Below are 22,968 nucleotides of genomic sequence, written 5' to 3'. Positions count from 1 at the left end.
GTCTCAGACCGGGCCTTACCTTTGTTTCTGTGGAGCTAAGGGGACTCGAACCCCTGACCCCCACACTGCCAGTGTGGTGCGCTACCAGCTGCGCCATAGCCCCGTGTTCTTTTGTTTCAGCGGCTCTCGCTGCTGCCTGAATGAAGTTACACCATGCCTCATGGGGACAACAAATCGGCTGGTAGGAGGCAGAAAAGTGGAGTTTTGGGCGGGGTTGGTGTGGCGTGCGTGGAAGGCGGGGTGCGTGGGGGCGGAGTAGAATGTGCCGAACCTCACGCCGGGTGGGTCAGGGGGCGAGGTTCAGGACCCAGTTCTCGTCGGTCCAGTCGATCTTGGTGGTGCCGTCGTAGATGGCGGGGGTGGCGGCCTTGTTGCCGGTGCGGGCGTCGAGGTCGTCGAGGTTCTGCTTGGCGGCGGTGCGGGCGGCGTCGAGCTGGGTGCCGTTGGTGATGCACGGGCCGACAGATTCGGGGGCGCCGGATTCGATGGCGAGGGTGGCCAGGGCTGGGTTGCTCAGGTCGGCGCCGCCCTCGTCGGGCTGCTTGGTGGTGAACAGGGCCTCGTGGAACTTGCTGTAGGTGGGGCCCGAACCGGTCTGGGCGACACAGAGATTCGCGGCGATGGCGCGGGTGGAGTAGTCCTTGCTCTTGGACTGAGGGTCGAGGAACGCCACGAAGTGGTAGTTCACGGCCAGCTTGCCCTCGTCGATCTTCTGGGCGAGTTCCTGGCCGAAGGTCGTTTCCATCACGCCGCAGGCGGGGCAGAGCGGGTCCTCGAAGATGTCGACGGTCTTCGGTGCGTCGGGGCGGCCGAGGCGGATGACGCCATCGGGCTGGATCGCGACCAGCACGGCGGGCTCGCGCACGGCGCCGTAGCCGTCGTTGCGCACCTCGGTGGGCGCCGTCTTGTTCCACTTGAACGCAGCGAACACGAGGAGCCCGATCACGACGAGGGCCACCGCGGCCAAGGCGTAGGTGGTGTTGCTGGAAACGGGACGGGGATTGTGCTGGGAACCGGCGCTGCTCACCCGTCCACTTTGCCTCGAGTCACCGGAGGCTCGCCGCCGGGGCCGATAAATACCTCACTGACCTGCGGATCTACCGTTCAGGCTGGTCAGAGTCGACCGGGCGCAGCGATGACACCATGCCGGTGCGCACCACGGGGACGCCGTCGGGGCAGCCGTCGCAGGTGCACTGCGGGTCGATGCCGTCACCGGCGTGGTCGGGGTGCTCCGGGTCCTCGGGATGTTTGATCCGCGACGGTTCCGGCGTCACCAGCCACACCGCCGCCGACACCGCGAGCACGCCACCGGTGACCGCCATGCCGACCCCGAACGAGGTGTGCTCGGCCACCCAGCCGATCCCGATCGGTCCGAGCACGGTGCCCAGATCCGCCGCCATCTGGAACGCCGCCAGCACCGGTCCGCCACGCGCACGAGCGCCGATGACATCGGCCAGCGCCGCCTGCTGCGCCGGGCTGAACATCCCCGACCCCACCCCGGCGACGAAGGAGGCGGCCAGGAACCAGGGCAGCGAGGGCGCGAACCCGAGCACGCCGGTGCCGACCGCGCAGATCGCCGACCCCGCGATCAGGAACGGTTTGCGGCCGAACCGGTCCGACAGCCGGCCGGACACGAACAGCACGGCGGCATTGCCCGCGGCGAACACGGTCAGCGCCACCCCGGCCATGCCCGATTCCTGCTCCAGAATCTCCACGACCAGCAGCGGGACGAAAGCCATTCGCACACCGAACACCGCGGCGCCGCCGGCGAAACTCGACAGCAGGACCGCGCGATAGGCGGGTTCGGACCAGGCGTGCCGGAAGGTGAATTCCGGTGCGGCCGCGCCCTCCTCGATCGCGAGCACCGGCGATTCGCGCAGGCCGACGAAGACGATGCCGCACACGATCAGCAGGGCGGCCGCGTAGATGAGGAACGGCGCGCGCAGCCCGAGACCGGCCAGGCCGCCGCCGACCAGCGGACCGAGCAGCGAGCCGATCAGGAAGCTGGTGGAGTAGATCCCCGAGACGCGTCCGCGCGCGGCGGGCGGGGACACCCGGATGATCAGCGCCATCGACGACACCGTGAACATCGTCGAGCCGACGCCGCCGAGCGAACGCAGCACCAGCAGTTGCCAATACGTCTGCGCCAGCGCGCACGCACCGGTCGACAACGCGACGATCAGGATGCCCGCCAGATACACCCGCCGCTCGCCCAGCTTCTGCACGAGCCGCCCACTGGCGGGCGCGAACAGCAACCGCATCAGGGCGAACGCGCTGACGATCGCCGAGGCCGCCGCGATCCCGACGCCGAATTCGCGCGCGTACTGCGGCAGGACCGGCGCGACCAGACCGAAGCCGAGAGCGATGACGAAGGCCGCCGCGATCAGTACCCAGATCTCGGCCGGTAGTCGTACCTTCGCCGGAGCGCTCACTCGGCCAGCGCCTGATTCACCATCTCCTCGGCGGCGGCCTGCACCTGGGTCAGATGCTCGGAGCCGAGGAACGATTCGGCGTAGATCTTGTATTTGTCCTCGGTGCCCGACGGGCGGGCGGCGAACCAGGCGTTCTCGGTGGTCACCTTCAGACCGCCCAGCGGTGCGCCGTTGCCGCGCGCGGTGGTGAGGATGCCGGTGATCTCCTCGCCGGCGATCTCGGTGCCGGTGACGGCGTCGGGGGTCAGCGCAGCGAGCTTGGCCTTCTGCGCGCTGGTGGCCGCCGCGTCGATGCGCGCGTAGGCGGGGCTGCCGTACTGGCGTTCCAGCTCGCCGTAGCGGGCCGACGGGGTCTGACCGGTGACGGCGGCGATCTCGGCGGCGAGCAGCGCCAGCAGGATGCCGTCCTTGTCGGTGGTCCACACGGTGCCGTCCATCCGCAGGAACGACGCGCCCGCGCTCTCCTCACCGCCGAATGCCAGGCTGCCGCTGAACAATCCGGGCACGAACCACTTGAACCCGACCGGCACCTCGTAGACGTCGCGGCCGAGCACGTTGACGACCCGGTCGATCATCGACGAGCTGACCACCGTCTTGCCGATCTTGGTCAGCGCGTCCCACCACATCCGGTTCGCGACCAGGTATTCGATCGCGACGGCCAGGAAGTGGTTGGGGTTCATCAAGCCACCGTCGGGGGTGACGATGCCGTGCCGGTCGGCGTCGGCGTCGTTGCCGGTGGAGATGTCGTAGTCGTCCTTGATGCCGACCAGGGCGGCCATGGCATGCCGGGAGGACGGGTCCATCCGGATCTGGCCGTCGCTGTCGAGGGTCATGAAGCGCCAGGTCGGGTCGACGAACGGGTTGACCACTTCCAGTTCGAGATCGAAACGCTGGCCGATCTCCTCCCAGTAGTCCACGCTGGCCCCGCCCATCGGGTCGGCACCCATCCGGATGCCCGCGCCGCGAATCGCGTCCAAATTCAAGGCGTTCGGCAGGTCGGCGACGTAGTGGTCGAGGTAGTCGTAGCGCTGGACGTGAGTGCTAAGCGCCTGCGTCAGCGACACCCGCTTCACCGCCGCAAGGCCGCCACGCAGCAGTTCGTTGGCGCGGGCGGCGATGGCGTCGGTGGCCTTGGTGTCGGCCGGGCCGCCGTGCGGCGGGTTGTATTTGAAGCCGCCGTCGCGCGGCGGATTGTGCGACGGGGTGACCACGATGCCGTCGGCCTGATGCTTGGTACCGCCCCGATTGTGGCGCAGCACAGCGTGACTCAGCGCGGGGGTCGGGGTGTAGCGGTCGCGGGCGTCGATCACGGCGGTGACGTCGTTGCCCGCGAGCACCTCGAGCGCGGTGGTCCACGCGGGCTCGGACAGGGCATGGGTGTCGCGCGCGAGATAGACCGGACCGGTGATGCCTCGGGTGGCGCGGTATTCGACGATGGCCTGGGTGATCGCCATGATGTGCGCCTCGTTGAACGCGCAATCCTCGCTGGAGCCGCGGTGACCGGAGGTGCCGAACACGACCTGCTGACCCGGTTCGGCCGGATCGGGCACGCGGCTGTAGTACGCGGTGACCAGGTGGGCGATGTCCACCAGGTCGGTCGGGCGGGCTGGCCGTCCGGCGCGATCGTGGGCCATGGTGGGTGTTCCCTTCCGTGTCGGCTGCGCGCGGCTGGTCATGAGGATCATGCGCACAACCACTGGGTGAGGGACGCGGCGGCGTACACCGCGGCCAGGCTCGCCGCGACGCTGATCACGACATTGCCCACGGCGTACACGTAGGCGCCCTCGGTCACCAGACGGACCGTCTCGTAACCGAACGTGCTGAACGTGGTCAGCGCACCACAGAAGCCGGTTGCCGCGAACGCCAGCAGCGCACTGCCCACACTCGCGCCGATCAGACCACCGAGCAACGCCGAACCGACAATGTTAACGGTTAGCGTCCCCCATGGCAGCCCCGCCGGAAAGCGCGCGGACACCGCCCGATCGATCAGGTAACGAGCGGGGGCGCCGAGCATTCCGCCTGCCAGCACGAGCGCCGCCGTCATCGGCGGCCTCGCCGCGCGGTAGCCCACATCTCGACCATCGGATGGCACCCTTCCGTCCTCGGATTCACGTGGTCCGCCGTCCGGCGCCTGCCACCCACCGGGTCGCGATCACGGCCACGGCCACGGCACTCAGCCCGGCGAGCACCGACAGGCCGAGATAGGCCACCGCCGTGCCCACCGCACCGGTGTCGATCAGTGTACGAAGCTCGAGGGCGAAGGTGGAGAAAGTCGTGAACCCGCCCAGCACACCGACTCCCAGGAACGGGCGAACCAGTTTCGGCGCCGCCCACAGTTCGGTGACCGCCACCATCAGCACCCCGATCGCGAAGCAGCCGGACACATTGACCGCCAGCGTCGACCACGGGAACTCCCCCGGATGTACCGGCCACCAGTGCCCGGCGGCGAAACGGGCGCTCGCGCCGAGGCCGCCACCCACCGAGATCGCCGCGAGGACGGCGGGATCGAGCGCCGGGGGCCGCGATGTCATGGCGCTGCCCTCCCCTGCTGATCCGACGGTGGTCGTCGCTCATGGTATCGAGACGCCGAGGAACGCCGATGGCCCGGACCGATTGTCGGTCCGGGCCATCGTCGGGTGGGTCAGTGCGCCAGCACCGGCTCGCCTTCGGCCGGAGCGGGCACCGTGTTCGGCATGAGCACGCCGATCACGATCGCGCCGAGCACGAACGTCGCTGTCGCCCACCAGAAGCTGGTGGTGTAGCTCTCGATCGCGGCCTGCGCCATGGTCAGCGGGCCCGGCTGATGCGCGGCGACGTAGTCGGTCATCGCCGAGGCGGCGATCGTGCTCAGCAGCGCGGTGCCGATGGAACCGCCGACCTGCTGGCTGGTGTTGACCATCGCCGAGGCGACGCCGGCATCCTCGTGGTCCACACCGGCGGTCGAGCCCTGGAACGCGACCGACATCGCACCACCGAGGCCGAGGCCGAGCAGCACCAGCGCGGGCAGGATGTGGGTGGCGTAGCCGGTGTCGAGGCCGATCTGGGTCAGCCAGAGCATGCCCGCCGCGGCGACGAGGAAGCCGCCGCTGATGACGACCTTGGGCCCGACCTTGGGCAGCAGCAGCGAGGGCGCGGTGGTCGAGGAGGCCACCATGCCCGCGACCATCGGCAGGAACGCGACGCCGGTCATGATCGGCGAGTACTGCAGGGTCAGCTGCATGTAGTAGGTGAGGAACAGGAAGATCGCGAACATCCCGATGCCCATGATGAACACGGTCAGATAGGACGCGCCGCGGGTGCGGTCGGAGACGATGCGCAGCGGCAGCAGCGGGTGCGCGACCCGGGTCTCGAGCCACCCGAACACCGCGAGCAGCACCGTGCCGCCGATCAGGAAGGCCAGCGTGGAGGGCGCGGTCCAGCCTTCGGACTCGGCCTGCGAGAAGCCGTAGACGATGCCGAACAGGGCCGCGGTGACGGTGATCGTGCCCGGCCAGTCCAGCTTGGGCCGCGCGTTGGAGGTGTGCTTGGCCAGCAGCAGCACGGCACCGACCAGCGCGACGGCGGCGAAGATCAGGTTGACATACATCGCCCAGCGCCACGACGCCCATTCGGTGAGCGCGCCACCGAGCAGCAGGCCGATCGCGCCACCGGCACCGGCGACGGCGCCGAAGATGCCGAAGGCCTTGGCCCGTTCACCAGGTTCGGTGAAGGTGACCGTCAGCAGCGAGAGCGCGGCGGGCGCGAGCAGCGCGCCGAAGACGCCCTGGCCGACGCGGGCGGCGACGAGCATCTCGAAGGTGGTGGCCGCACCGCCGATGGCGGAGGCCACCGCGAAGCCGATCAGGCCGATGATGAAGGTGTTGCGGCGACCGAACAGGTCGCTGAGCCTGCCGCCGAGCAGCAGCAGGCTGCCGAAGGCGAGGGCATAGCCGGTGATGACCCACTGCCGGTCACCGTCGCCGAAGCCGAGGTCGGCCTGGGCCGCGGGCAGGGCGATGTTCACGATCGTCGCGTCCAGCACGACCATCAGCTGGGCGATGCCGAGCACGGCAAGCACCCACCAGCGCAGGGCGTGCGACCCGCGGCGGCCGGTATCCGCGGCCGCGGGACTCTTCGTCCCGGTCTCGAGTGTGGTGGTCATAACTCCCCTTGTAAGTCGGCTGGGTTCGATGTGAGTGGCATAATCGGAGATACCGCCTCCGCTTCATTCGAAGCTACCAGAGTAACGGAGAAACCACCTCCACTTAATCCAGCGATGGGTAGGATGTACCTGTGAATCACGCCACGACGACTGCCGCACCACCCCGCCGACTGCGCGCCGATGCCGCCCGCAACCAGGCACGTATCGTCGCGGCCGCTCGTGAACTGTTCGCCGATCACGGCCTGGAGATCACCCTCGACGACGTCGCCGAGCGCGCGGGCGTCGGCGTCGGCACCGTCTACCGCCGCTTCGCGAACAAGAAGGAACTCATCGCCGAGGTCTTCGACCAGCACATGGTCGACTTCGCCGACGCGGCCGACGAGGCGATGCGCAATCCCGACCCGTGGCTGGGCCTTGTCCAGTTCTTCGAAGACGCTTGCCAGCACCTGGCCACCAATCGGGGCTTCAGCGAAGTGATGCTCGAGCTCGAGGAGGATCCGGCCCGCTTCGCCGAGCTGCGCGATCGGATCCGCCCCTCGGTCGCGGCGATCGTCGACCGCGCACGCGACGCGGGCGCCGTGCACCCCGATGTCACCACCACCGATTTCTTCGCGCTGATCCACATGGTCAACGCGTTCGCCGAGTTCGCCGGGCCGGTGAATTCCGAAGTCTGGCAACGCTATATGGCCATCACGCTCAACGGCGTCCGCACCGACGCGGTACCGCGTCGCCCCCTGCTCGTCGACCCGTTGACCGACGAGGAAGTCGAGCAGGCCAAGGCCGCCGGCTGCCTCGGCCGACGCCGCTGAGCAGTACTTCCACCCCCGTGCAGTAGCGCGCGTCACAGTCGATCCTCTACTGTTGGACGCATGACCAAGAGCACCTGGGTGAACTGGGCGGGCGAGCAGCGCTGCACACCCGCCGTCGTCGCCGCACCGCGCGGCGTCGAAGAACTGGCCGAGATCGTCGCCGAGTCCGTCGCCGCGGGCCGGACCGTGCGCGTCGCGGGATCGGGCCATTCCTTCACCGACACCGTGCTCACCGACGGCACCCTGATCGACCTCGGCGGCCTGGACCGCGTGCTCGAGGTCGACACCGCGACCGGTCGCGTCCGGGTCGAAGCCGGGCTCACCCTGCACGCGGCGAGCCCGCTGCTGCACTCGCACGGCCTGGCCTTCCCCAACCTCGGCGATATCGACACCCAGACCATCGCGGGCGCGACCGCCACCGGCACCCACGGCACCGGTGCCAAGCTGCGCAACATCTCCGCGGCGCTGCATTCGGTGGAGGTGCTGCGCGCCGACGGCACGCGGGTCGAGCTCAACGAGGAGACCGACCCCGACGGCTGGCGGGCGGCGCGAGTGAGTATCGGCGCGCTCGGCATCGTCACCGCGGTGACCCTGCAGCTGGAGCCGTCGTTCGTGCTCGATCTCGTCGAGCGGCCGGTCCCGATCGCCGAGGTGCTCGACAACCTCGACGAACTCGCCGACGGCAGCGATCATTTCGAGTTCTTCGCCTTCGCGCGCGCCGAGGTGGCGATGACCAAGTCGAGCAACCGCTCCACCGAGCCCGAGCAGCCGCGCGGCCGGGCGAGCGCCTGGCTCAACGATGTCCTGCTCTCCAACCACCTCTACGACGGAATGTGCAAGGTGGGCAGGCGGATTCCCGCCGCCGTCCCCGCGATCCACCGGCTCGCGACCAAGGCAGGCAGCAACAACCGCAAGATCGACCGGTCCTACCGGGTCTTCGCCAGCCCGCGCCTGGTCAAGTTCACCGAGATGGAATACGCGATCCCGCGCGAGCACGCACGCGCCGCGATCACCGAGATCCTCGACGTGACAAAACGATTCGACACACCGATGCCGATCGAGGTGCGCTGGGTCGCCCCCGACGACGCGTTCCTGTCCCCCGCGGGCGGCCGCGACACCTGCTACATCGCGGTGCATCAGTACGAGGGCATGGTGTGGGAGCCGTACTTCCGTGCCTGCGAAGCGGTGTTCGACCGGTATCAGGGCAGGCCGCACTGGGGTAAGCGGCACTTCCAGACCGCCGAGACGTTGCGCACCCGCTACCCCGACTGGGACCGCTTCGACGCGGTGCGCCGCCGCTTCGACCCCACCGGTGTGTTCGCCAACGATTATGTGCACCGGGTGCTCGGGCCGTTGGACTGACGGCGGGCGGCGCGGACGTCCGCCGGACAACAGAGTGGCCGGTCGACCCCACACCCACCCGTCCGGATGGAATGATGGTCGGCGATACCCGAAGCGCCACAAGCACTTCGCCCCTGCGCCGAAAGGGCGACCATGGCCCACACTCCCAGCGTGCTGTTCGTCTGCGTCCACAATGCGGGCAGGTCACAGATGGCGGCGGGTTTCCTACGGGCGATGGCCGGTGACCGGATCGAGGTGCGGACGGCGGGCAGCGAGCCCGCCACCGAGCTGAATCCCACCGCCGTCGCGGTGATGGCCGAGATCGGCATCGACATCGCCGGTGAACGGCCCAAGCCGCTCACCGACGACGCCGTCGGTGTGTCCGACGTGGTGGTCACCATGGGCTGCGGCGAGGTGTGCCCGTATTTCCCCGGAATCAGTTACCGCGACTGGGTTCTCGCCGATCCCGCCGGGCAGCCGATGGAGGTGGTCCGCGGCATTCGCGATCACCTGCAGATCCTGATCGGCAACCTCATCGCCGAACTGGTGCCCGTTCCCGCGCGCTGAGATCGGGTCCGATTCGTTCAAGACGACAGCACACGCCCGTGTCTACGCTGCGGATATGACTCCTCAGCTCGATGTCTTCTCGATCGTCGTCTCCGATATGGCCGCCTCGGTGGCCTTCTACCGCAAGCTGGGACTGGTCTTCCCCGACGGTGCGGAAAACGAGGGCCACACCGAGGCGCCGCTCGGCGGTGGACTGCGGCTGGCACTGGACACCGAACAGGTGATCGCCTCGTTCGTCCCCGGCTGGCAGCCGCCGACCGGCCCCGGCCGCACCGGCATCGCGTTCCGCTGCGCCGATCCGGCCGAGGTCGACAAGCTCTGGGGCGAGCTCGTCGACGCCGGCTACCACGGTGAACTCGCGCCGTGGGACGCCGTCTGGGGCCAGCGCTATGCCACGCTCGCCGACCCCGACGGCCAGGGCATCGACCTCTACGCGCCGTTGCCCAGCGAATAGGCCGACCAGCCGCGCGGATCGCGCTGACGCTGCTGATAACGGCCCAGGATCTCGCGCACCTCGTCGCTGACCGGCGGTTCGTCGGTCAGCCTGGTCCACAGGTGCGTGTCGTGTTCGGTCAGCGTCACCGGTCCGTGCGCGGCGACCTCGGCGACGAAGGTGAACTGCCTGGTGCGGGCGCCGCCGCCGGACAGGTAGTCGAATTCGCCAAGGTAGTCACTGATTCCGGTGACCTGCAGGCCGGTTTCCTCCGCGACCTCGCGCGTCACCGCGCCGTCGAGCGCCTCGCCCGGCTCGACCACGCCACTCGGCAATTCCCAGCGACCGCTCAGAAAGTCCGATCGTCGGCGGCGCAGGATGAGAACCCGGTGGTGGCGTACGACGACGGCGCCGACGACCAGTCGACGGATCTCATCTCGCTCGGCCTCGATACGAAGCGTGGAGTACACGGTTTCGTCGATCATCAGGTCACATCCTCTCGTCGGTGGTTCGGACTTGCCTGGCACATACGACGGGGCGTGCCTTGTGAGCGTAACCCTCCGTCACGACGTTGCCGAATGAGACTTTCCGGGCATCGACGGGTCGATCAGCAGGCCTGCAGGGCACGGACCGAGCATCCGGCCAGGTCACGGAACTCTCTGGACAGGTGCGCCTGGTCGGCGAACCCGGTGACGGCGGCCGTTTCCGCCGCCGGGATACCCGCGCGCACCGCCGCCAACGCGCGCTGAAAACGCAGAATCCGGGCCAACATCTTGGGTCCGTAGCCGAAGGCGGACAGCGAGCGCCGGTGCAGCAGCCGGGTGGATATCCCGGCCAGCGCCGCCGTTTCCGAGACCGTCGCGCCCCCGGCGATGGTGTCGACGATCGCGGCGAGTGCCGGATCGGCCGGGCCGGATTCGGCCGCGAATCGCACCGCGATCGATTCCATCGCCGCCACGCGGTCGGGCGCGTTGTCCACGCGATCGACCAGTTTCCTGGCCCGGCGATCGGAGACGATCGCGGCCAGGCCGACGCGCTGATCCAGCAGGTCAACGGCCGGAATCCCCAGCAACGCCGGCGCGGTCCCCGGCGCGAACCGGATTCCGACGAATTCCGACGCCCGAGCCGGGGGCACGTGGAACGCGTGGCTGTCGGGACCGGCCACCATCAAGGTGCCCTCGGTCCAGATCAGATCCATGCAGCCGTCGGGGAACACCGTGACCGGCTCGGCGGGCGGGGGCCCGGTGCGCGCCCAGACGACGGCTCGATCGAGCCGCGCCGCGCGTTCCCGGTATTCCGCCACGCCCCGACGGTAGCCCCGGGCACCGACAGAATGCCGCGCCGAGGTGAGCTACCGCCGATACCCTGGGCTGAGCAGGGACAGCGGAGTCCCGTTCGGGAAAGGACGCGGCCCATGCCCGCAGACGACTTGGTCGACACCGTCAACAGCGCCATCGAACTCACCGTTCCGGCGGCGGCGAAGATGGGAGTGCGCGCGCTCGAGGTGCGCCGTGGATTCGCGGCCACCACCGTGCCGAGCGAGGGCAACGGCAATCATTTCGGCGCCATCTACGCGGGCGTGCAGTTCACCGTCGCCGAGGTGCTCGGCGGCGCGATCACCGCGGCCAGCTTCGATACCAGCGCGTTCTATCCGCTGGTGAAGTCGTTCGACATCTCCTTCCGGGCGATGGCCCGCAGCGACCTTCGCGCCCAGTCCTCGCTGAGCGAGGACGAGATCGAACGGATCAGCACCGAGGCCGCGGCCCGCGGGAAGGCAGATTTCGTGCTGGAAGCGGTGGTCACCGATACCGAGGGCACCACCGTCGCCACCTCGCGCGGGGTCTACCAGCTGCGGGCGTTCGGGCGCTGAATCGTTGTACGTGCCGCGCGCCGCGAGCTAGGAGCCCACACCCGGGGCGCCGCGCGACCGCCCACCGGCCGTAGGATCTGGCGGCACAACGTTTCGGCTCGGCGGAGGGGTGGCTCCATGCAACCGGCAGGATCAGTGCGGCGACCGCGTGTCGCGGGATTTCCGGGACCGGACATCGACGACGAACCTGATGTCTGGTCCGGTGCGGCCATCGACGACGACCGGGTCAGGGCACTCGCCGTCGGCGCCTATTACGGGCGCAGCTGGGGTGCGCACTGCGACGGGGTCGCCTTCCTGCCCGAAGAGGAGGACAGCACCTCGACCCGGCGCGAGACCGCGATCGAGGGACTGCACGAATCGTGGGGCGTCGACAATGCCGACGACGCGCGGGACACCATCCGCAGGCTGCTCGTCGGCATGCACGCACCGCTGTTCGAACTCGTCCACCCGCTCGCCGTCGCCGCGGCGACCGAGCAGGGCCGGGTCGACCGGTCCGGGCTGGCCGACGAACATCGCGAATTCCTGCACACGCTCTCGGGTTTCCGCGGCTATCGCGGGCCCGCGGGCATCGACCGCGACTACGACGCGTGGCTGCAGGCCATCAAACTCGGCATCACCGACAGCCTCCCGACACCGCTGCAGACCGACGCCACCGCATGGGATCTCGCGCGGCTGGTCTTCATCGCCCGCGCCGCCTGCACCGCCGGGTATCTCACCGAGGACGAGGCCTGGGACCACATGCTGACCGGCCTTGACCGGGCGCGTCAACACTACCGCAACTGGCGCCAGTTCGGCGACGGCTTCCTCACCGGCGCGATCTTCTGGGCGGCCGCGCAGGACCTGTCGGCCGCCAGGACGCAGATCGCCGAACGCAGGCGGATGATCGCCGGTCTGCACCTGCGCCCGTCGAGTCCGTGGCGGCGGGTGGCCCTTCATCAGGGTGCGCCGGTGTTCAGCCCGGCATCGCCAGCATGATGCCGACGGCCTGACGCCGGAACGGATCGTCGGCGACCATGCCCAGCTTGCGCCGCTCCACCAGCAGCTGCCATTCGCCGAACAGGTCCGCCGAGGACGGCAGCGACTGCGCGATCGAACCGTCGACGTGCTCGATCTCGCAGGCCAGCCGCAGCGCCTCGGCGACCCGGCCGAAATCGACCGGCTCCCAATCGAGAAAGTCCAGCTCGGTGCCTGCGCCGGACACGCGCAGTGTCACCACCTGGCCCGGCACGGTGCGCACTTCGGCGCCGGTCAGCACCGCGACCGGGAACTCGTAGACCGCCCACGCCGAGACGAACAGCAGCCGCAGCGTGGTGATCGCGACCAGTCCCGGTGCGCCCTCGTGCCCGGCCTGGGCCAGTTCGAGCACGTACTCGTCCGGTCGCGCACAGCCGTGCAGGATCTCGATCTCGCGCGCGGAGTTGCCCGCGTACCGCATCCGCGCCACCGCAGCCGTCACATCGGGTCGCCGCGGGCCGTTCGGGCCGGGGACCGGGGGCGGCGGAACAAGATTCGGGCGCGGCGGGAACACCCGACGCAAGCTGATCAGATCCCGCTCGACCGCCCTGACCAGGACCTGCGCCTGCTCGCGCACCCCGGTCTCCAGGAACACCGGCACCGGATGCCGATCGGTCGGCACCTCCTGCACGCTGACCTGCGCAGATCGGAAGAACAGCAGCATGGCCAGCTGATCGTCGTCGGTGGTCGCGAGCGCGATCCTGGCCAGCTCGGCCACGGCGATATCGAGCGCGGCCTCGTTGTCGGCCCGCAGCGGCGTCGTCACCAACCGCCCGTCCGCATAACGCACGGCGACGCGCGCACCCCATACCTCGATCACAGCCACATCCCTCCTGGCCCGCCCCGCCTGGCTGGATCCTACCGATGGGCTGTTCCGGCGAAACGGGGCGGCGTAGATTCGACTGCGCTGCTCGGGTGAGTTTTCTTCCACGAAGGGATCGCCGTCATGAGCGTGTCGGTTCGGAGAGCGTGTGCGGTACTCGCCGTTGCGTTCGTCTTCGCGACCGCGGCCTGCGGGTCCGACAGCGATACCGGGTCGTCCTCGCCGTCCGAGAGCCCCGAGGCAGCGCGGATCACCGATATCGTGCGCGGCCAGGTGACCGAACTCGGTGTCAGTTCCGCCGTGTACGGCGTCTGGCGGGGCGGGGAGGAGATCGCGCTCGGCGCGTTCGGCGGCTCACCGCTGGGCGTCGCCGCGACTCCCGAGATGAAAGTGCGCGTCGGCCAGCCGATGGAGCCCATGCTCTCCACCGTGCTGTGGCGGCTCGACGGCGACGGCGTGCTGAAGATGGACGAACCCATCGCCCGCTGGCTGCCCGGCTTCCCGCGCGCCGACAAGATCACCCCGCGCATGCTCGCCGACAGTACCTCCGGCATCGCCGACTACGTGACCGAGCCGGAGTTCCTGAAGATCTTCGGCGAGAACCCGATCCGCGAATGGACCGCCTCGCAACTGCTCGAGCGCGCCAACGCCCGCCCACCTCTGTTCGAGCCCGGCACCGACTTCGCCTACGCGCACAGCGATCTCGTCGTCCTCGGCGAGGTCCTGCAGAACGCGACCGGAAAGTCGTTGGGCGAGTTGATCGCCGACCACATCCTGATCCCGTTGGGCATGCACGACAGCAAGATCGTCCTGAACCCCGCGATCGACGAACCCTACCTGCACGGCTACACCAACGAACGCAACGTCTTCGAGGACTCCACCTTCTGGAACCCCACCGCCTTCCTGCACAGCGGCAACATGAACGCCCCCGTCACCGACATCGCCCGCTGGGTCCGCGCCCTCGCGACAGGCGAACGCCTCACCGCTGACCAGTTCCAGCAGATGATGGGCCCCTCCACCGCAGGTCTGGGCCCGTTCACCACCGAAAAATACTTCGCCTTCGGCGTAGTCCACCTCGCCGACTGGCTCTACATGAACCCTGCCTACGGCGGCTACAACGGCGTCGCCCTCCACGACACCAAAACCGCCACCACCATCATCGTCTACACCACCCACGGCCCCACCTCCCCCGCCACCAACAACGCCATCCCCATCGGCACCGCCCTCGCCACCCACCTCGTCCCCGACCGCCCACCCGCGGTTCCTTGAGTTTGCACTCGGAGCCCACAGGTATCCACAAAAGTATGGCACTCGTGTATCCTTGTCGGTATCCAGATGTGAAGGAAGTGCACACCATGAGTGCCCCGATGTCCTCGATGAAGGTCGCGCAGTCGGTGCGTGAGCGCGTCAGCTCTTTGGCACAGGCAGAAGGCCGCACCGTCTCCCAGACCCTCGAGCTCCTACTCGACGAGCACGAGCGCCGACAGCGGTTCGCCGCTGTTGCCGCCGCGTATGCCGAGGTAGACGCGGACTACGCGGCCGAGATCGACGCTTGGAACGAGACGCTTGAAGACGGCCTGGACGACGCGCGGTGAGCACAATTTCACCGAGCCGCCCCGGAGACGTTGTCTGGACCGAGCTTTCGCCGACCCAGGGGCGCGAGCAGAACGGCAGGCGGCCGGCGGTGGTCATCTCGACCGCCGACTACCTGCGAACCGTTCGCGGGCTCGTCATCGTCGTACCGGTCACCACCACCGACCGTGGCTGGCCGCACCATGTCCCGCTGCGCGGTGACGAGCTCGGCTTGAAGGAGACCTCCTTCGCGATGACCGAGCAACCACGCACGATCAGCACCAGCCGAATCAAAGGCACCGCCGGTTCGGTCAGCACGCAAACACTCGCCGTGATCCGTCGCTGGGTCAGCGACTTCACGGTCATGGAAGGTTGATAGCCACGGTCGCACTGCGGCGCCGTGGATTCGCAGGGCGTCCGGAGGTGGCAGGCTGGACCCATGTCCAATGACAAGCAAGTCCCCGCCGAATCCTCCGGAGACGAAGCAATCGAATCGCAGGCAGAAGCGACCAAGCGGAAGTTCCGCGAAGCGCTCGAGCGAAAGAATGGGAACGCCGCTGTGGGCGGAGCCGCACAGAACGCCGCCAAGGTGCGCGGCACGCAAGCCGCAGCGGGCGGCAAGCGCACCTTCCGCCGCCGGGCCGGCGGCTGACATACCCGCACGAGAAAGCCCCTCACCTGCGTTCCCGGTGAGGGGCCTCGAGTGGAGATCATGGACTCGGTTGCCGCTGGCTTCGCCCCGAGCCGCATATGATCACCAGTCTGCGCTGGCGGCCAAACAAGCCGAAAGCCACAAGGATTCGGAACGGTCCAGGATCACATCTCCAACCACGGGAACGTCCCCAAGGAAGTGCCTGGTTTCAGGTGGCACATCGAGGGCGCTACCACCAGAGGTCGGAGGTCTGGCCACAAGTTTGGGCTCCCAGTCAAGATCCGAGTGGAGGAAGAACCCATGTTCCGCCAGGGGCTCTCGAACAAAGACCATCTGCTCGCCATGCTCGTTGACGAAGAACGCGACGTAGTCGTGATCTCCAATTGGGTGGCCGCTAATCTCGGCTAGAACATGCCGAAGAGCCTTGCCACGCTCTACTTCCACAGCCGACACCCTAGCTCCCGTGCAAGACTTGGTCGATGGGCTTCCGGTCGAGCTTTACTCTTGTCGAGCTGCTCCGCGCGACGCGCACGATGATAGACGAGCCCGAGGTTCACCGCCTGATCGACGAAGCGATCGAGTTCACGACGAACGGACCAGATTCAGGCGGCCATCGTTACCTACGCGGGAAACCGCTAATCACCCATCTGATGAACGCTTCGAGCGCCGCTGCGCGCAGCGGTCGGCCGGACATCAGCAACCGGCTGTCCGACTTCGCCGACTACGCCTCCGGGAACATCCACCTGTCTCTCCTGGAAACCCGATACATGCCGGGTAGACGTGAATCCGAGGAGAAGTTCATGCGTGTCCTGTTGGAAGTCGGGCTACGCAGATGCGCAGAGCTGCTCAACGAGTACGTCAAGGACCGCCCCGAGGCCAGCGCTGCTGAAGCCGCCAAGTGGCTGGACCAGGTTTCCGACGCGATGGAGCGGTGGACGATCGGCGAGGACCGGCTCGGCGGTGTCCAGCTTCCGCGTAACGCGAGCGCTCATCTCGCGTGGCTCAGACACATTCAACTAGTCCTCAACGACCCGTGCGATAGATCATCTGTTGATGACACCACCCTTGCAGAAATCGCCGATATGCCGGGTTCAGATGTGATTGCCCAGGCTGTCCAGTGGAATAGGAGGCGAGCCGCGATCGCTACCCTCCGAGCGGTAGTCGAGGATCCAGTCAGCCTCGAACGGGACATCCACAGTCTGCTACGGCAACAGACATGGCTGTTCGGTGGCCGGTACGTGAAGGAGCTCGCGAGACGGCAACTCACAACGATGGACGAGTTCGACATCCCGCTACTTCGGGGTGACGGATCGCTGCACATAGTCGAGTTGAAGAAGGCCATGGTGCCGAACCTCGTTGAGCAGCCGCGGACCCACTGCTCCGCAGGACTCGACGTCCACCGTGCAGTTACCCAGGCTGCAAACTACCTACGATCACTGGATGAGAATCGCGCAGCCATACTTGCGGACTACGGGATCGAGTGCCGGAGGGCCTTCGCAACTGTTGTGATCGGCCATCCGAAGTTCGTCGACCGAAGGTACTCAGCTTCGGAGGTTGCCGGGGCGCTCCGAACATACAACGCGACGTTGAGTCGTATCGAGGTGATCACCTATCAAGAGCTGATCGACAGCGCCGAACGACTGCTGACGCTGGACGATCGAGCATCCGACTAATGACCCCTACACACTCTTCGACTCGGAAAGCAGAAGGCCCGGTCCTGGTGGGCCGGGCCTTCTCCGTGGAGCTGCCGGGAATCGAACCCGGGTCCTCCGCCGCGTCTTCAGGGCTTCTCCGTGTGCAGTTCGCTAGGCCTCTACTTGGACCTCCGGGTCTCGCGAACAAGCCCGGATGACGATCCCAGTCGCTGTTTGATGTCCCGTCCGACTCCGCGACCGAGCCGAACGGTAATTCCCTCTAGCTGATGCCAGTACCCGGGTCGAGGGACGAACCCGGACTGACAGAGACGACCTGCTACTTAGGCAGCGAGGGCGTACTCGCGCTGATTGGAATCGGCGCTTAATTGGTTGCAACGACGCTTACGGTGGTCTCTTGCCTGCACCGACACGCTTCCCCTGAATCAACGTACGCAGTCGAAACCGTTCAGCCCCGTACGTGCCCGCACCCTGCGGGCTAGTCATATTAACACTCCCGCCGGCGCGGATCTTCCCGTTATTTCTGCCAGTGGGCGATGTCGCCCCGGTGACCTGGTAGCGAACGTCACCGGCCCGGCTCGGTCAATCCGGTCAGCGGTGCCGGTCGGGGCGGGTACTGTTCTCGATCGGTCGCACCGGGACAGCGAAATCCTTTGGGCGGCTGGAGCAAGGAGTTACCTGATGGCATTCACCAAACCGCGGGCACTGCGCCGTGCCGCGGTGATCCCGTTCGTAGCCGGTCTCGTCCTGGCCGGGGCCTGCTCGTCGAGCGAGCAGGCCGAGGGCCCTGGCGTGACGAGTGCGCCCTGTCCCGGCTCGGCGCACAAGGACCGTGGCTGCATCTATCTCGGCGTGCTCTCCGACCTAGGGGGCGGGCCGTTCGCACCGCTGGGCATCTCGATGAACGAGGGACAGCTGGCGTTCTGGAACCAGGTGAACCAGTCGGGCGGCATCGGCGGCTACGACGTCGACATCACCACCTACAGCCGCAACACCTCCTTCGATCCGCGGGTCCACCGCACCGCCTACCACGAGATCGAACCGCACGTGCTCGCGCTGGCGCAGAGCCTCGGTACCGGGCAGTCGATCGCGCTGCTCAACCAGATGGACACCGACGACATGGTCAGTGTCGCGGCCACCCAGTGGTCGGGCTGGAACTATCGCAGCGCCGACCGCAATCTGGTGCTCAGCGCCGGCTACTCCTATTGCACCGAAGCCGTGATGGGGCTGGACTGGTTCGCCGAGAACCACTACGCGCCACGCAATATCGCCATCGTCGCCTATCGCGGCAACTGGGGCGGCGACTACGCCAGCGGCGCGCTCAAGTGGGCGCTGGCCAACGGATCCACCATCGCCGACCGCATCGACACCGGTCCCAACGGCGAGGTCGGCAACCAGGACAGCCCGGTCGAGGAGGTGCTGGCCGCGTCACCGGATCTGGTCATGCTGGCCACCGGGCCCGCCGAGACCGCGGAGATCGTCGGCAAGCTCGTGAAGGCGGGCTTCACCGGCCGGTTCCTCGGCTCCCTGCCCACCTGGAACGCGGCCCTGCTGCAGACGGCCGCCGCGCCCGCGCTCACCGCGCTGTACAACTACACGACCCCTGTCGACAGCTGGAGCGGTGACAGCGTCGGCGCCCAGCGCGCCCGCGCTGCCGTCGACCACGAACCGGCCAACTTCGGCTACTCGCTGGGCTGGGCGATCTCCTATCCGCTCAAATCCCTGCTCATCGCGGCCGCCGCCGACGGCGAGCTCACCCGCTCCGGCCTGCGCCGCACCATCACCGACCTGAAGACGGACGGGGAGGGCATGGTGGTGGTTCATCCGGCCGGTGCCACCGCACCCGATCTGTCCGCGGAGTGGTCGGTGGTGTTCAAGCCGGACGCGACCGCGCCGATGGGGGCAAGGGCTATCAGCACCGGCTACCAGGGGACCACGCTGGGACGGCTGGGCATCCAGGAACCCTGCACCCGGCTCTAGCCGCTCAGTTCGCGGCGATCATCCCGACCGCCGCGAGCGCGAGCACCATCCCGACCTTCTGCAGCCCGCCGATCCGCTCGCCGAGCAGCACCATCGCCAGCAGGACCGTCGCGGCCGGATACAGCGAGCCGATCACGCTGACCACCGACAGCATCGAGCCGTGGAAGGCGTAGAGCAGCGCCGCGTTGGCGATCACGTCGAGCACGCCGATCGCCAGCGCGAGCCGCAGCGGTTCACCGTGCAGTCCGCGGAATTGGCCCGCGGCCAGCGCCGAGGTCCACACCACCGCTGTCGCCGCGGCGCGCTGCCCGAGCAGCGGCCACAGGCCCGCGCTTGCGCTCGTCTCGTGCAGGAAGAAGAACGCGAAACCGAACGCGGCGCCCGACCCGACGGTGAGCAGCGCGACCCGCCTGCTGAACCGCAGTTCCCGGCCGCCGATGATCTCCTCGGTCGTCTCGTCGGGCGCCTCCCGGCTGACCAGCACCACCGCGACCAGCGCCAGCGCGATCCCCGCGATCGCCGGCGGACCCGGCCGCTCGCCGAGGAAGAACCCCGCGATCACCGGGATGCCCGCGACCAGCACCGCGGTCACCGGCGACACCACGGCCATCGGCCCGTCGGCCAGCGCGGCGTAGAACCACCACACCGCCAGCCCGCTGGCGACGCCCGCGGCCAGGCCCCACAGCATCGATGCGGCGTCCGCGTGCCCGCCGACCAGCGGCGCGATCAGCAGTACCAGCAGCACCGACCACGGGTACGACACGACGACCACCCGCAACGCGGTGACCCGCCGTGCCGCGATCCCGCCGAAGAAGTCACTGACTCCGTACCCCGCCGCCGCCACGAGGGCGAGCAGGACGGAGATCAACGCATGCCTTTGACCCGCCGACCGATCTCGCGCGTGACCTCACGCTCGGCCTGCCTGCGGGCCAGGTCCTGGCGCTTGTCGTAGTCCTGCTTGCCCTTGGCGAGGGCGAGCTCCACCTTCACCTTGCCGTCGGAGAAGTACATCGACAGCGGCACCAGCGTCTGGTTGCCCTCCCTGGACTTGCCGACCAGGTGCTCGATCTCGCGCTTGTGCAGCAGCAGCTTGCGGGTGCGCCGCGGTGAATGGTTGGTCCACGTGCCGTGGCTGAACTCCGGAATGTGCAGGCCGCGCAGCCACACCTCGCCGTTGTCGACGGTCGCGAAGGCGTCGACAAGGGAGGCCTTGCCTTCGCGCAGGCTCTTCACTTCGGTGCCGACCAGCGCGATCCCCGCCTCATAGATGTCGAGGATCGTGTAGTTGTGCCGCGCCCGGCGGTTGGTCGCGATGACCTTCCGGCCCTTTTCCTTCATGACAGTCAACTCTAAGTGACCGCGCCACCCGTTTATTCCGTGGTCCGTCCCGCCCTCAGCTCGCGACGCGTTCCGCGGCGCGGGCCAGCGCCCGGTCGCGTTGCTCCTCGAACCGGGCCGCCTTGACCTCCAGGTCGACCAGGTAGGCGTGCAGTTCGTCGCGGGCGCGCTCGCCCTCCGCGCCGAAATCGGTGCGGTCGAAGACCTTCCAGGTACGCAGCACGGGCTCGAGCACGACGTCGAGGTGCTGGCGCAGGTCGTAGACGCCGTGCTTGGCCAGCAGTACCGCGTTGCGCCGGAAGTTGGGCTGGTTGAGACCGGGCATCTGGAAACGCAGGACGACATCGGTGATGGCCCGCATGGCCGCGTCGGGCGTGAGGTCGAGGGCGGCCGCGCACAGCTTGCGGTAGAAGATCATGTGCAGGTTCTCGTCGGTCGCGATGCGCGCGAGCATCCGATCGGCGATCGGGTCGTCGCACAGCCTGCCGGTGTTGCGGTGACTGATCCTGGTCGCCAGTTCCTGGAAGGTGACGTAGGCGACGCCCTTGAGGAACTGTGAGCCCGGCTCCGGCTTGGCGATGCCCGCGGTCATGTGCGCCATCCTGGCCTCTTCCAGTGCGACCGGGTCGACCGCGCGGGTCACCACAAGGTAGTCGCGCATGACGATGCCGTGGCGGTTCTCCTCGGCGGTCCAGCGCCCGACCCAGGTGCCCCAGGCGTTGTCGAAGCCGAAGGTGTCGGCCAATTCGCGGTGGTAGGAGGGCAGGTTGTCCTCGGTGAGCAGGTTGGTGATCATCGCCGCCTTGGCCACCTCGCTCAGCCGCGACTGCTCCGGGTCCCAGTCGATCCCGCCCATCGCCGCGAAGTTGCGCCCGTCGTCCCACGGCACGTAGTCGTGCGGGTGCCAGTCCTTGGCCTTGGCCAGGTGGTCGTTCAGGTTGGCTTCGGCGGTCGGTTCGAGTTCGGCCAGGATGTCGCTGTCGGACAGGAGCTTCATAGATGTCACCTCGGAGAATGTGCGGGCGGGGACGGCGGCCCCCGCGCCCAACGATGGCGGGTGGGCGGCCCGGCGGCGGTCACATGACGAAAACACTGTGTCCGCTCACAGGAAGCGGCGGTGCGGCCTAGGCGCACCGCCGTCTGTGCCCGTCAGGCGGGCGGGAGAACGGGGCCGAACTGGTCGATCCGCAGCGGGAGCGCGGGCCACAGCGTGCGGTCGGGGGTGAGCTCGCCGACGACCAGGACGCCCGCGTCGTCGAACGCGGCCCTTGCCCGGTCTACGTGATCGCCGGAGGTGACCAGCACGGCGGCGCGCAGGTGGTGCTCGGCCATCAGCGCGGCGGTATTGCGGGCGTTGGCCACGGTCGAATCCGCGTGCGGCTCACGCAGAATCCGCGCCGGATCGATGCCGGCGGCCACCAGCCAGTCGGCCATCGCGTCCGCCTCGCTCAATCCGGCCTGCGGATTCCCGCCGGTGACGATGATCGGCGACCACGGCGCGAACACCGCTTGGACGAAGCCTGCCCGCAGCCGACGGACCAGTTCCGCGCGCAACGCGCCCTCCGGGGTCAGGCCGTAGCCGAGGATCACCACGGCGGTGTCGCCGCCGTAGCTGCCGGGCAGCTCCGGCGTCAGCACCCGGTGCAGGTCTTGCACCGGGGTCGGCGCCGACGGTTGCGCGGTAACCACTTGTGCTGCGGCACAAACGAATCCGGTCGTTGCCAGAGCCGCGCACACCCCTCGCGTCATCCCGGTGACCCACACCATTCCCGTCGCCTCCTCGAGCCGGGACCGATCAGCTCGATCGGTCGGAGGAGGCCAAGAGTGCGCCGGGAATCGGGCCGCCGGAAGCGCTATGACCTGGGGCTACTACAGGTCACAGCACTCGGCGTCATCCGCTGGTCCGCAGCATCGCAAACATTCCGGATCGGCGCCGGTGCCGGAATATCGTCGCCGCGTGCGGCGGGTCAGCCGCCGGGGCGCAGTGCCAGATAGAGCGCCAGGGCCGCGGCGAAGAGGAGGATCAGGGCGACCGTCGACCAGCGCGGCCTGCCCCGGTGGACTACGGGGTGGTGGCCGCCGAGCAGGCTGGGCGCGACGGTGGGGTCGATTCGCCGGTGCGGCATCGGCGGCAGCGGGCTGTCGGCTCCGCCCTGGCTCGCGCCGCCCGATGTCTCGCTCTCGGAGCCTTCACCGTTCGCCATGGCTCGACAGTATCGCGCGACGCCCGGGTTCGTCGCTCGTTCCTTTCGCGCCCGTACGGGCCGCGGGCGTGCCCCGCACCGGTGCTGTGCAGGGCCGCGGCGAAGGCGAGGCGTTCGTCATCGGCGCGTCCGACCGGTTC

The 22,968-nt window shown here is 68.3% G+C and carries 27 protein-coding genes, 1 tRNA gene and 1 other RNA gene; 12 read left to right on the top strand and 17 right to left on the bottom strand.

The window, feature by feature from the left end; genetic code table 11:
- Positions 1-30: 30 nt before the first annotated feature.
- The 7 genes from ACFWF2_RS22995 to ACFWF2_RS22965 form a co-directional block, all read right to left on the bottom strand.
- A tRNA-Ala gene (locus ACFWF2_RS22995) sits at positions 31-103 on the bottom strand.
- A gap of 183 nt (positions 104-286) precedes the next feature.
- The gene (locus ACFWF2_RS22990; RefSeq protein WP_379309492.1) at positions 287-1,027 is read right to left on the bottom strand and encodes a DsbA family protein; all 741 of its coding nucleotides are present in this window, start codon (positions 1,025-1,027) and stop codon (positions 287-289) included.
- Between the two features lie 70 nt (positions 1,028-1,097).
- Positions 1,098-2,432 carry an MFS transporter gene (locus tag ACFWF2_RS22985; protein ID WP_379309491.1) on the bottom strand — a complete coding sequence of 445 codons (1,335 nt, stop codon included), beginning with the start codon at positions 2,430-2,432 and terminating at the stop codon, positions 1,098-1,100.
- On the bottom strand, positions 2,429-4,066 hold the full coding sequence (gene pgm / locus ACFWF2_RS22980; protein ID WP_379309490.1) for a phosphoglucomutase (alpha-D-glucose-1,6-bisphosphate-dependent): 1,638 nt from the start codon (positions 4,064-4,066) through the stop codon (positions 2,429-2,431). The genes ACFWF2_RS22985 and pgm overlap by 4 nt, the downstream gene beginning before the upstream one ends.
- 47 nt (positions 4,067-4,113) lie before the next feature.
- The gene (gene crcB, locus ACFWF2_RS22975; RefSeq protein ID WP_379309489.1) at positions 4,114-4,503 is read right to left on the bottom strand and encodes a fluoride efflux transporter CrcB; all 390 of its coding nucleotides are present in this window, start codon (positions 4,501-4,503) and stop codon (positions 4,114-4,116) included.
- A 37-nt stretch (positions 4,504-4,540) separates the two neighbouring features.
- Positions 4,541-4,963, bottom strand: a complete 423-nt coding sequence (crcB, locus tag ACFWF2_RS22970; protein WP_379309488.1) for a fluoride efflux transporter CrcB — start codon at positions 4,961-4,963, stop codon at positions 4,541-4,543.
- Between the two features lie 110 nt (positions 4,964-5,073).
- Positions 5,074-6,573, bottom strand: coding sequence for an MFS transporter (locus ACFWF2_RS22965; protein ID WP_379309487.1), 1,500 nt, complete (start codon positions 6,571-6,573; stop codon positions 5,074-5,076).
- A 131-nt stretch (positions 6,574-6,704) separates the two neighbouring features.
- On the opposite strand from ACFWF2_RS22965, the gene ACFWF2_RS22960 reads away from it, so the two are divergent.
- The 4 genes from ACFWF2_RS22960 to ACFWF2_RS22945 all read left to right on the top strand — a co-directional run bounded on the left by ACFWF2_RS22960 (position 6,705) and on the right by ACFWF2_RS22945 (position 9,744).
- Positions 6,705-7,382 carry a TetR/AcrR family transcriptional regulator gene (locus ACFWF2_RS22960; RefSeq protein WP_189026967.1) on the top strand — a complete coding sequence of 226 codons (678 nt, stop codon included), beginning with the start codon at positions 6,705-6,707 and terminating at the stop codon, positions 7,380-7,382.
- A gap of 60 nt (positions 7,383-7,442) precedes the next feature.
- A complete protein-coding gene (locus tag ACFWF2_RS22955) occupies positions 7,443-8,744 on the top strand; it encodes a D-arabinono-1,4-lactone oxidase (RefSeq protein WP_379309486.1) in 1,302 nt (433 codons plus the stop codon).
- A gap of 132 nt (positions 8,745-8,876) precedes the next feature.
- Complete coding sequence (locus ACFWF2_RS22950; RefSeq protein WP_379309485.1) at positions 8,877-9,290, top strand: arsenate reductase ArsC; 414 nt, start codon at positions 8,877-8,879, stop codon at positions 9,288-9,290.
- Positions 9,291-9,345: 55 nt separating this feature from the next.
- Positions 9,346-9,744, top strand: a complete 399-nt coding sequence (locus ACFWF2_RS22945; protein ID WP_379309484.1) for a VOC family protein — start codon at positions 9,346-9,348, stop codon at positions 9,742-9,744.
- On the opposite strand, the gene ACFWF2_RS22940 is transcribed toward ACFWF2_RS22945, so the two are convergent.
- Entirely contained in the window at positions 9,720-10,208 is a 489-nt protein-coding gene (locus ACFWF2_RS22940) for an NUDIX hydrolase (RefSeq protein ID WP_379309483.1), read from the bottom strand. The genes ACFWF2_RS22945 and ACFWF2_RS22940 overlap by 25 nt on opposite strands.
- Before the next feature lie 122 nt (positions 10,209-10,330).
- Positions 10,331-11,026, bottom strand: coding sequence for a DUF6597 domain-containing transcriptional factor (locus tag ACFWF2_RS22935; protein ID WP_379309482.1), 696 nt, complete (start codon positions 11,024-11,026; stop codon positions 10,331-10,333).
- A 111-nt stretch (positions 11,027-11,137) separates the two neighbouring features.
- Here ACFWF2_RS22935 and ACFWF2_RS22930 point away from each other — a divergent pair, with 111 nt between their 5' ends.
- Positions 11,138-11,593, top strand: coding sequence for a YiiD C-terminal domain-containing protein (locus ACFWF2_RS22930; RefSeq protein WP_379309481.1), 456 nt, complete (start codon positions 11,138-11,140; stop codon positions 11,591-11,593).
- Positions 11,594-11,728: 135 nt separating this feature from the next.
- Positions 11,729-12,568, top strand: a complete 840-nt coding sequence (locus ACFWF2_RS22925; RefSeq protein ID WP_379309480.1) for a DUF1266 domain-containing protein — start codon at positions 11,729-11,731, stop codon at positions 12,566-12,568.
- Here the strand turns inward: ACFWF2_RS22925 and ACFWF2_RS22920 are convergent.
- On the bottom strand, positions 12,546-13,427 hold the full coding sequence (locus ACFWF2_RS22920) for a hypothetical protein (RefSeq protein ID WP_379309479.1): 882 nt from the start codon (positions 13,425-13,427) through the stop codon (positions 12,546-12,548). The genes ACFWF2_RS22925 and ACFWF2_RS22920 overlap by 23 nt on opposite strands.
- A gap of 126 nt (positions 13,428-13,553) precedes the next feature.
- Between ACFWF2_RS22920 and ACFWF2_RS22915 the strand changes: the two genes are divergently transcribed.
- From ACFWF2_RS22915 to ACFWF2_RS22900, 4 genes are all read left to right on the top strand, one after another.
- Positions 13,554-14,699, top strand: a complete 1,146-nt coding sequence (locus tag ACFWF2_RS22915) for a serine hydrolase domain-containing protein (protein ID WP_379309478.1) — start codon at positions 13,554-13,556, stop codon at positions 14,697-14,699.
- An 86-nt stretch (positions 14,700-14,785) separates the two neighbouring features.
- On the top strand, positions 14,786-15,025 hold the full coding sequence (locus ACFWF2_RS22910; RefSeq protein WP_379309477.1) for a hypothetical protein: 240 nt from the start codon (positions 14,786-14,788) through the stop codon (positions 15,023-15,025).
- Positions 15,022-15,378, top strand: coding sequence for a type II toxin-antitoxin system PemK/MazF family toxin (locus tag ACFWF2_RS22905; protein WP_379309476.1), 357 nt, complete (start codon positions 15,022-15,024; stop codon positions 15,376-15,378). Before ACFWF2_RS22910 ends, ACFWF2_RS22905 begins: the two co-directional genes overlap by 4 nt.
- Before the next feature lie 63 nt (positions 15,379-15,441).
- Positions 15,442-15,654, top strand: coding sequence for a DUF5302 domain-containing protein (locus ACFWF2_RS22900; protein ID WP_379309475.1), 213 nt, complete (start codon positions 15,442-15,444; stop codon positions 15,652-15,654).
- 102 nt (positions 15,655-15,756) lie between these two features.
- On the opposite strand, the gene ACFWF2_RS22895 is transcribed toward ACFWF2_RS22900, so the two are convergent.
- Entirely contained in the window at positions 15,757-16,098 is a 342-nt protein-coding gene (locus ACFWF2_RS22895; RefSeq protein ID WP_379309474.1) for a hypothetical protein, read from the bottom strand.
- A gap of 35 nt (positions 16,099-16,133) precedes the next feature.
- Between ACFWF2_RS22895 and ACFWF2_RS22890 the strand changes: the two genes are divergently transcribed.
- Entirely contained in the window at positions 16,134-17,327 is a 1,194-nt protein-coding gene (locus ACFWF2_RS22890) for a Shedu anti-phage system protein SduA domain-containing protein (RefSeq protein WP_379309473.1), read from the top strand.
- Positions 17,328-17,390: 63 nt separating this feature from the next.
- Here the strand turns inward: ACFWF2_RS22890 and ssrA are convergent.
- Positions 17,391-17,762, bottom strand: a transfer-messenger RNA (tmRNA) gene (ssrA, locus tag ACFWF2_RS22885).
- Positions 17,763-17,987: 225 nt separating this feature from the next.
- Between ssrA and ACFWF2_RS22880 the strand changes: the two genes are divergently transcribed.
- Positions 17,988-19,286: an ABC transporter substrate-binding protein gene (locus tag ACFWF2_RS22880; RefSeq protein ID WP_379309472.1), complete on the top strand. Its 1,299-nt coding sequence runs from the start codon at positions 17,988-17,990 to the stop codon at positions 19,284-19,286.
- A gap of 4 nt (positions 19,287-19,290) precedes the next feature.
- Here the strand turns inward: ACFWF2_RS22880 and ACFWF2_RS22875 are convergent, their stop codons facing one another.
- From ACFWF2_RS22875 to ACFWF2_RS22855, 5 genes are all read right to left on the bottom strand, one after another.
- Positions 19,291-20,154: an EamA family transporter gene (locus ACFWF2_RS22875; protein ID WP_379309471.1), complete on the bottom strand. Its 864-nt coding sequence runs from the start codon at positions 20,152-20,154 to the stop codon at positions 19,291-19,293.
- Complete coding sequence (gene smpB, locus ACFWF2_RS22870) at positions 20,151-20,624, bottom strand: SsrA-binding protein SmpB (RefSeq protein ID WP_280346910.1); 474 nt, start codon at positions 20,622-20,624, stop codon at positions 20,151-20,153. Before smpB ends, ACFWF2_RS22875 begins: the two co-directional genes overlap by 4 nt.
- Positions 20,625-20,679: 55 nt before the next feature.
- Positions 20,680-21,621 carry an acyl-ACP desaturase gene (locus ACFWF2_RS22865; RefSeq protein WP_379309470.1) on the bottom strand — a complete coding sequence of 314 codons (942 nt, stop codon included), beginning with the start codon at positions 21,619-21,621 and terminating at the stop codon, positions 20,680-20,682.
- Positions 21,622-21,773: 152 nt separating this feature from the next.
- Positions 21,774-22,313 carry a YdcF family protein gene (locus tag ACFWF2_RS22860; protein WP_379309469.1) on the bottom strand — a complete coding sequence of 180 codons (540 nt, stop codon included), beginning with the start codon at positions 22,311-22,313 and terminating at the stop codon, positions 21,774-21,776.
- Between the two features lie 278 nt (positions 22,314-22,591).
- The gene (locus ACFWF2_RS22855; protein ID WP_379309468.1) at positions 22,592-22,828 is read right to left on the bottom strand and encodes a hypothetical protein; all 237 of its coding nucleotides are present in this window, start codon (positions 22,826-22,828) and stop codon (positions 22,592-22,594) included.
- Positions 22,829-22,968 lie beyond the last annotated feature (140 nt).

Origin of the sequence: Nocardia sp. NPDC060259 (assembly GCF_042728775.1) — a bacterium.
In the GTDB taxonomy this organism is placed as follows: domain Bacteria; phylum Actinomycetota; class Actinomycetes; order Mycobacteriales; family Mycobacteriaceae; genus Nocardia.
Note: the sequence above shows the minus strand (reverse complement) of the source record. Positions and strands in the feature narration are given on the sequence as shown.